The following is an 8,164-nucleotide window of genomic DNA, read 5'->3' on the forward strand; positions in this document are numbered from 1 at the left end:
CAGCAGCGAGAGCTACGCCAGCTGCTAAAGGAAGCCATTTTGCCTTCATAATAATTCCTTTACCCTATAGGGTTAAACATTATATTAAAACCAAATTTCAAATCTTGCTTCTGAGGACCACCCTCTCCGTAAGATTTGACAACATTATACTTTCACTTTTTGAAAAGGTATATTGATCTAGATCACGTTTTGTCATTTATTAGCAATAATCACGTTTTTTCAGCATTTTCAGCAGAACTAACCAAGACACCAATTTGTAACAGCAGAAAATGCTATAGAAATTATTTTCAGGCAGTGTTTGCAAAATTTTCTGCTACGTGAAAACGTTAACTTTTGCCATTTTACCCCCCTTTAGAGCAAAATTTTTTATCAAAAAACTGAACTTTTTTTGCGACTCTCAGTCAATAGTAGTTTGAAAACGTCATTCAAATTTTTGTTTTTCTTCCATTGTTTCCCAAATTTTCAATTTCAGGCCCTCGCGCCCGCAAAAATCCTGTTAACCAGATCTCCTTTCCCTGTTTTCCGAGCCTTTAAAAACACCGTCAAGGCCTTATGGCGTAAAGCGTGACAAAAAATTTCACCGAAATCCGCTTATGTGCTGCAAAGATGCGCTGCCTAATCTCCCTTCCGATGTCTGGCATTCCCCTGCCATTTGTGAAAAGCGGCCTCACAGCAGAATCTCCTGCTTAAGGCCGGTTTTTCAGTTATCTTTAAGGCACGGCTGCACGCCTCCCCTGGGTTTGCCGTCTCTCCTCTCCGCCAACTGCCCGCCCCCGCCTTATCCCTCCCTGCCATAAAGCTTTCCGCAATGGAATGCCGTACTCTGCCCTGCCTCCCGAGCCGGAAAGCTCCTGATTCAGAGCCGGAAACAGTCTGGAAGGGATAAAGTAAGGAAAGACGAATGAGACAGAATTAGTAGGATAGGAAGGAACAGGGGCGGTGAATACGCCGGAGAAGACTATATATAAGGAAGGAACTAAAAAGCAGAAGGATAATGAAAACAGTAATGCCCCCTTATTCCGGGGCTCCGGAAGCCTTTTAAAGGCTCTCTCGGAAAAACCCGGTGTTAACGCTGCTCCCGCTTCCGGAAAAAGCTGTCAAGCCGGTGAATGCTTCTCAGAAGACCGAGATACCGGGAACGATCCTCATGATAGAACTCGTAGGCATACGGGAATATCTCAGCCTTTTCCGGAAGCTTTCCTGATGCGGCCATAAGAGCCCGAAGCTTCCTTATTAATACATAGCGCAGCCATTCATGAAGCTCCATGGTATCCAGAAAAAACGGGCTGGCGCTTTCAAAAGCCTTGGCTTCCGGCTCCGGAACATCCCAAAGGCCCAGCTTTGCGAGTTCGGTTTCCATTTCTGCTAGAATAGCTTCCAGTTCCTTATAATCGGACATTTCTGTTACCTCACCTGTTACCCATTACTCTATGACAACTACTGACAGCAATCTTGAACTCGCGCTTTCCGCCTGCGCGGATCTCGCAGCCAGCGGCAGAAATATTACTACAGCTGCCGTAAAATTCCACATTCCGGGCGGAATTCCCCTGCCTGATGCCGCAAGAGGCGTAATCACATGGCGTAAAATGCCGGATGATGAAAAAGAGAAGCTCATGGAGGAACGCCGGAGACTTAACAGCGGGAATAAAGAGACAGCGCCGGACGCAGATCCGGTCGCCCGGGACAAGATAAGAACGATATCAGATGACGCCTTCCTTAATATGTCCCCTGACAACAGAATGCTCTATCTTAAGAGACTTCTTGAGGAAATCCTGCGGGAAAAGCGCCGTTCTGACAGATGATAAGAGAACCCGCCGGCCAGCCAATGATTACAGCAGCAGGCTGATCATAAGCGAGAGCTCCGGCTGACGCCGGGAACCTGAATGCAATTGAAAAGACCCCTGCGGGATTAACGGCAGGGGTCTTTTAAATCAGAATTCCATATATTCCTGGCTGGAATACGGGTCAAAATCAGGATTGATTTCCCGAAGAGCCTTGAGAAGCTGGAACTTCCTTCTGATGGCTTCGATTTCACGCCAGCGGCTCTTTTTTCTCTTTCTGGAGCCTGAAACGGATTCATCATCTTCAAACACGCCGGACACAGCTTCATTGCTCTCTGCAAGCTCAGCGGTACGGGCCTTCGCAGCACGGTTAATTCTGGTTGCCATAAAGCCTCCTCAAACCTGAGTTCTCCCTGCATTATCCAAATCCTTGCGTAATATGCCACCTGACAATTGCCAGAGTACCGGGCCATTCACATTTACATTCATGCAAATTGGTCATTATTTAAGCAATCTCCCATTTTCAGGAGATTTACGGCAAAAACGGCATGGAAAATGTATTAGATGGCAGCGGAGATAGTGCCAAAAAGGCAACGGAACCGATAAGCGAAAGCAAAATAGAGCAGAAAGGGCCGGGGCTCCGGGAGGTTCTGAACGGGATTGCGGCAGGCTCATCCGGCCGCAGGAGACCGGAATAAAAAAGAAAAACGCCGGAGCAAGTTTTAGGAATCTTTGACAGCAGCTTCCGGCTCTCCGGACTCCCTTTGTTCCCTCTCATCAGTGTTCTGCTCGGCTATTCCCTGATCAGCTATTCCCTGTTCACCCTTCACCTGATCCCCGGGTTCCTGTAATTCTTCCTGAAAATATCCTTCCAGAATATACACCGCAGACAGGGCATCTACCGCCCCCTTGCCCAGAGCCCGATAGCCGCCGGCATCAAAAAGCTCCGCCCGGGCTTCCTTGGTAGTCAGACGTTCATCCTTGAAGAACACCGGGAGGCGATACCTGTCCGCCAGACGATTGCCGAACTTCCGGGCCCGGTAGGTCAGATCCTGATATGTACCGTCCATATTAAGGGGGAGTCCCACCACGACATAGTCGGGCTGCCACTCCCGGAAAACACGATCCAGGCTGTCGCTGTCGGGAATGCCGTCCCGGGCCCGCACGGCCGTAACCGGAGAAGCCTTTCCGGTAATTTCGTTTCCGGAGGCGACTCCGATGCTTTTCACCCCGAAATCAAAGGCCAGCGCCGAACGCTGCCCCTTAGGCTTTCTTTTCATGAATTATTCCCCCCACCCTTCAGGCTTATAGGCGCCCAGACTGTTGATGCGGCGATTCCGCCCCGGCACCTTGTAGGGGAAAATCAAAGAGTAATTCTTAATGGACTCCCAGCAGAATTTTCCTACAAGTCTCTCCAGCACTTGCGGATTGGCATTGGAGATGATAATGGTGTTCTTGCCGTTGTTCTTCCTGGAGCGAAGCATCATCCCCAGATCCCGCATCTGAGCCTCGGAAAGCTTGGTATTATCCACGGCAATCTCGTCAATCACCAGAAGATCCACGGTCTGAAGCATTTCCAGATAATTATAGTATTCCCTTTCGTTGTCCCGGAGCATCTGCATTCTGTTATAGATGGTATACCACTGCCGGAATTCCACCTGCACCAGATATTCCTGCATGAGCTTGTGGGCAATGGCTCCGGCCAGCATGGACTTTCCCACGCCGAACTCGCCGTAAAGCCACAGAAGAGTGCCGGGGGTGAAACGGTATTTTACGCCCTGAGGGTCTTTAATCACGAGTCCGGCTTCCGCCTTCCGAAAATCCTGAATCCAGTTATGGCAGAATTCGATAACCTTGCTGTAGGCCGGATCGCCATCATCATTAATATTCTCGAACTTCCAGTAATCGCTGATTTCGCAGTTCTGCATCAGGCTTTCCAGCTTTTTGCGGTACCGCTCGTTTTCCATGCGGGTGATATCTTCCTTGAGATGCTTCTGATAATCATCCTGGATTTCCTGATAGGAACGGATTTTTTTCCCGGTGGCCTGTTCCACGCGGGCGGCCAGATCATCAAAGCCGTCCGGGCTGAACACCCGGGTAATGCTTTCCGGCTCCTTCCGGTCAGGTCTGCCTGCGGAAGTCCCGGGATCCCCGCTTTCTTTTGCGAAACTGCCGTCTTCCGAAGATGCTCCGTTTCCGGATCTGTCCGGCAGCGTCCGGGCGCTGTTTCCCAGGAGAATCTGCCGCAGAAAAGACTCGGCGTCCTTCCTGAGTTCAGGATCTGACATTACTGCATGATTATGGTCATTATTGCCGTCGGACATCGCAAACTCCGTCTCAGAACTGAAAACCTTCATTAATTATAACCTAAAGAGCGCCGGGGGCAGCCACCGCCGGAAGCTCCGGAATTTTCGCCAGGAGAGGGTTTGCGTCTCATGGTTCAGTTCCGCCCTTCTTTGCTGCTCGCTGTCTGGAGCTCTGCCTGTTTTCCTGGTCATCATTTACGAAAATTTTCACAAAACCAATGTAACACATTTGCATAATTACATTAATTCCGGTAGCCTAAAGATACCCTAACCATAGCTGACAAAGGGGGTGTTATGGCTACCATAAAAGATGTCGCAAAGCGCGCCGGAGTTTCCGTGGCCACGGTGTCCCGGGTGATCAACAACTCCAGCAGAGTAACTCCGGAAACCCGGGAAGCGGTAACCAAAGCTCAGGACGAGCTTAATTACCATCCCAATATTTCCTCCAAAATCGCCTTAAGACAGGATTCTGACATTATCGGCATGATGATCGCCGATCACTCTGATCCGTATTTCGGGCAGATGGTGAAGGTGGTGGATCAGCTGGCCACCAAGGAAGGCATGTCCCTCATAGTGAATGCCGGCTACCGCGATGCGGACAGAGAACGGCAGTGCATTGACGAGCTCATCCAGAAAAGATGCCGCATCATCATCGCTCATTCCATGAATTTGCGGGATGATATCCTGATTCGGTACATGGCTAATCAGAAATCCATGATACTCATCAACAGAAATCTCCGGGGCTTTCCGGATCGCTGCGTTTATCTTGACGATGAAGGCGGCGCCTATCTCGCCGTGAAGCACCTTATCCAGAACGGCCACACCAAAATCGCCTATATCAGATCCAGTCATCAGGTAGACGATGCCGAACAGCGGTTCCGCGGCTACGTCAGAGCTCTGGAGGAGGCCGGCATCACCTTCAACCCGGCTCTGGTGGTCAGCGAGGAACCTACCCCGCAGGGCGGCGAACAGGGTGCCGAAACCCTGCTGGGGCTCAGTCAGCATTTTACGGCCATTGCCTGCTACAACGACATGCAGGCGGCCGGAGCCATGGCCATTCTCAGCGACAATGACATCCGCATTCCGGAAAATGTCTCCATTATCGGTTTTGACAATACGGCCATAAGCCGCTACCTTCATCCCCGGCTTACCACCATTATGAACCCCGTAAGCGCCATGGCCATTTCCGCCTTCTCCATCGGACTGGCCATTGTCAAGGGCGAGGATGCCTCAGTGCACTCCCGGGTGTTTACCCCCACCCTGATTAAAAGGTTTTCGGTACGGGATCTCCGTTCCTTCTAAGCAGGGAAGAGCCGATAATAGCCGGAAATGTCCGGAGATTTACGCCGTAAATTTGCAGGTACTGAATAACAATGGCTGAAGACACGCAGAACAAGGGATCCGGCGCTGCCGGATCCTCTTATCACAGCAAAGCGCAGGAGCACCCCCATCTCATATGGCAGATGTTCCTGCCCCAGTACTGGAAGGACTGGTTTTTAATGCTTCTGGTACGTTTCATTATTCTTTTTCCCTATCCGCTTTTCATGAAGTTCGGCCGCATGCTGGGCATTCTGTGCATGCATATTCTTAAAAGAAGAAAAAAGATCACCGAACAGAATTTCCGTCTGGCGCTGCCCGAGCTCAGCGATGCCGAGGTAGCGGAGCTTACCCGAGAGCATTTTGCCAACTGCGGCATGGGGATATTCGAAACTGCCATGGCCTGGTACTGGCCGGAAAAGAGACTCAAAAAACTGGTGCATATCGATCCCGATCAGGAAAAGAAGGCACAGGAGATTGCCAAAAGCGGTAAGGGCATCGTGGTGCTCACCTGTCATTTTGTCACCCTGGAGCTCATGGCCCGGATCTACGGCTCCTATATTAAAAAGGGAGTTGGCGTCTACCGTCCCAATGACAACATCGTTATCGAGTACCTGCAGGTAAAGGGCCGCACCCGCTCCAACCTTTATCTGGTGGACAGAAGAAAAATCAAGCCCATTATCAAGGCGCTCATGCAGGGCCTCCCCATCTGGTATGCCCCGGATCAGGACTACGGAAGGAGAGCCGCGGTGTTTGTGCCCTTCTTCGGGGTCAAGGATGCCGCCACGGTAACCGGCACCTCCGGTTTTGCCCGGGTAAAAAACACCGTGGTGCAGCCCTCATACACTATCCGGCTCCCAGATTATCAGGGCTACAAACTGGTAATTGACGATATTCTGGAGGATTTTCCGGGGGGTGATGAGACCGCGGACGCCGCAAGATGCAACAAAATCATCGAAGGCATGATAAAGCAGGCTCTCCCCCAGTATATGTGGGTGCATCGCCGCTTTAAAACCACCCCGAATCCGGAGGATCCCTCCCGGTATCATGACATTTAGGCGCGGCCGGAGCTCAGCTCCGGCATGCTCTCCGGTCTTTTCTCAGGCGCTCTTTCCTGAGCTTTCCCCCATGATTCTTTTCCAGATGACCGCCACATGCTCCCTTTCCGGAACAAGCTCCGTATCCGGCACAATTTTTGACTTCCCCAGAAGCGCCTGCCGGTTATAACGGTTTCTGATGGCCAGATAGGCCTCCTTGAGATAATTGCCGTCCTCCGCGGATAACAGATTCAGCCGGACGCATTCCTCAAAGATTCTGATATTATCAGTCCAGAGCTCCATTTTAGGATACTGGGGCGCATAGGCCAGCACCAGGTACTGGGCGGTAAATTCCACATCCGTCATGCCGCCGGAGCTGTGCTTAAGGTCAAAGAAGCCCGGCCGGGCCCGGTTCAGGTTCTGGGACATCTTAAGACGCATGGCGGCGACTTCTTTTCTGAGAAAATCCGGATCCCGGGGCTTTCTCAGGAATCTGTCCCGGATCCGGCCGAATTCCTTGATCATTCTCTCCGGCCCCAGCACGGCCCGGGCCCGCACCAGAGCCTGAATCTCCCAGGTCCAGGCCCGCTTTTCCAGATAGTTTTCGTAGCCGTTAAGAGTGCAGACCAGGGGGCCGGATTCCCCCTCGGGCCGCAGTCTGGCATCCACGTCATAAAGAATTCCCGAGGACAGTCTGGTACTGAAAAGGTGCATGATGCGCTGGGCCAGCCGGCCGTAAAACATTCTGTCGGAAACCACCTGCTTTCCGCCGTAGGTCTCCCCGTCCAGAGAACTGTCAGACATGAACACCAGATCCAGGTCGCTGCCGTACCCCAGCTCGATGCCCCCCAGCTTGCCGTAGGCCACCACCATGAAACCGCGATCCCCCTTGATGCGGGCATTGCTGGGTTCGCCGTACTTGTCGGTAACCTGATTCCAGGCCAGATTCACCACCTCCTTAAGGATGGCCTGCGCCAGATAGGTGAGATAGTCGCTGACCTTCATCAGGGGCAAAGCTCCGGCCAGATCCGCCGCGCAGATCCTAAGGAGCTGAATCAGCTTAAACTGTCGCAGAGCCTCCATCTGCTGCTCCAGGTCATCATTTTCAATACGGAGCAGGAACTCCCGGAGCTCCTTGTCGTACTCCAGCGGGTTCACCGGCCGGTAAAGGTTTTCCGGAATCAGAAGCTCATCCAGAAGAATGGGATGCTCGGTAATCTGCTCGGAAATGAGCTCGCTTTCATGACAGAGCTTCAGCACCTGCTCCGCCACGCCGTTGTTTTCCAAGAGGAGCTGCATGTAGGTGGTGCGCTGACTGATGCACCAGATAAGACGGGAGATTCTTTTGAAGGTGGGGAGCGCATCTTCTTCAAACAGGGCCAGCTGCCCCAGAAAATACGGCATGAGCTTATTCAGGATTTCCCGGCCGTTAGGACCGATAATGCGGTTTTTGAGATCATTTTTGAGACTGATAATTTCCCGGGCCAGTCCCGGGATATCCGTCTTGTCCCGGAAGGTTTTCTCCAGAAGCTCCTCCATTTCATCAGGAGCCAGGGTGACCAGCCAGAGATCCATAAATACCGGATCCTCTTCGTCCTTCTCCTCCGCGGGCTCGGTAATTATGGCGGAAAACTCCCGGTGCACCGCCTGCATCACCTCCCGAAGCTTGTCGGTAAAGGCTTCATAGGTATCAAAGCCCATAGTGAGATGAAGCCGGGCCTGA

General features: G+C 51.8%; 7 protein-coding genes and 1 pseudogene. 3 read left to right on the forward strand and 5 right to left on the reverse strand.

The annotated features are described in order from the left end of the window. Nucleotides 1–1,066: 1,066 nt before the first annotated feature. On the reverse strand, nucleotides 1,067–1,399 hold the full coding sequence (locus ACJROR_RS13720; RefSeq protein ID WP_406547595.1) for a YqcC family protein: 333 nt from the start codon (nucleotides 1,397–1,399) through the stop codon (nucleotides 1,067–1,069). A 31-nt stretch (nucleotides 1,400–1,430) separates the two neighbouring features. Between ACJROR_RS13720 and ACJROR_RS13725 the strand changes: the two genes are divergently transcribed. Then, nucleotides 1,431–1,802 carry a hypothetical protein gene (locus ACJROR_RS13725; RefSeq protein WP_406547596.1) on the forward strand — a complete coding sequence of 124 codons (372 nt, stop codon included), beginning with the start codon at nucleotides 1,431–1,433 and terminating at the stop codon, nucleotides 1,800–1,802. Nucleotides 1,803–1,931: 129 nt separating this feature from the next. Here the strand turns inward: ACJROR_RS13725 and ACJROR_RS13730 are convergent, their stop codons facing one another. The 3 genes and pseudogenes from ACJROR_RS13730 to ACJROR_RS13740 all read right to left on the reverse strand — a co-directional run bounded on the left by ACJROR_RS13730 (nucleotide 1,932) and on the right by ACJROR_RS13740 (nucleotide 4,105). After that, the gene (locus ACJROR_RS13730; RefSeq protein ID WP_406547597.1) at nucleotides 1,932–2,168 is read right to left on the reverse strand and encodes a DUF3545 family protein; all 237 of its coding nucleotides are present in this window, start codon (nucleotides 2,166–2,168) and stop codon (nucleotides 1,932–1,934) included. Between the two features lie 464 nt (nucleotides 2,169–2,632). Next, nucleotides 2,633–3,061 (reverse strand): annotated as a pseudogene (gene ruvX, locus ACJROR_RS13735) (Holliday junction resolvase RuvX); the annotation flags it as partial. Between the two features lie 3 nt (nucleotides 3,062–3,064). Next, on the reverse strand, nucleotides 3,065–4,105 hold the full coding sequence (locus ACJROR_RS13740; RefSeq protein WP_406547598.1) for a DnaA ATPase domain-containing protein: 1,041 nt from the start codon (nucleotides 4,103–4,105) through the stop codon (nucleotides 3,065–3,067). A 276-nt stretch (nucleotides 4,106–4,381) separates the two neighbouring features. On the opposite strand from ACJROR_RS13740, the gene ACJROR_RS13745 reads away from it, so the two are divergent. Together ACJROR_RS13745 and lpxL are read left to right on the forward strand one after the other, a co-directional pair. Beyond that, on the forward strand, nucleotides 4,382–5,389 hold the full coding sequence (locus ACJROR_RS13745) for a substrate-binding domain-containing protein (RefSeq protein ID WP_406547599.1): 1,008 nt from the start codon (nucleotides 4,382–4,384) through the stop codon (nucleotides 5,387–5,389). Between the two features lie 71 nt (nucleotides 5,390–5,460). Then, on the forward strand, nucleotides 5,461–6,462 hold the full coding sequence (gene lpxL, locus ACJROR_RS13750; protein WP_406547600.1) for an LpxL/LpxP family Kdo(2)-lipid IV(A) lauroyl/palmitoleoyl acyltransferase: 1,002 nt from the start codon (nucleotides 5,461–5,463) through the stop codon (nucleotides 6,460–6,462). Nucleotides 6,463–6,504: 42 nt separating this feature from the next. Here the strand turns inward: lpxL and glnE are convergent. Then, nucleotides 6,505–8,164 (reverse strand): bifunctional [glutamate--ammonia ligase]-adenylyl-L-tyrosine phosphorylase/[glutamate--ammonia-ligase] adenylyltransferase (gene glnE, locus ACJROR_RS13755; RefSeq protein ID WP_406547601.1); only part of this gene is annotated, 1,660 nt, incomplete at its 5' end.

This window comes from Succinimonas sp. (assembly GCF_045225735.1).
Taxonomy (GTDB): Bacteria; Pseudomonadota; Gammaproteobacteria; order Enterobacterales; family Succinivibrionaceae; genus Succinimonas.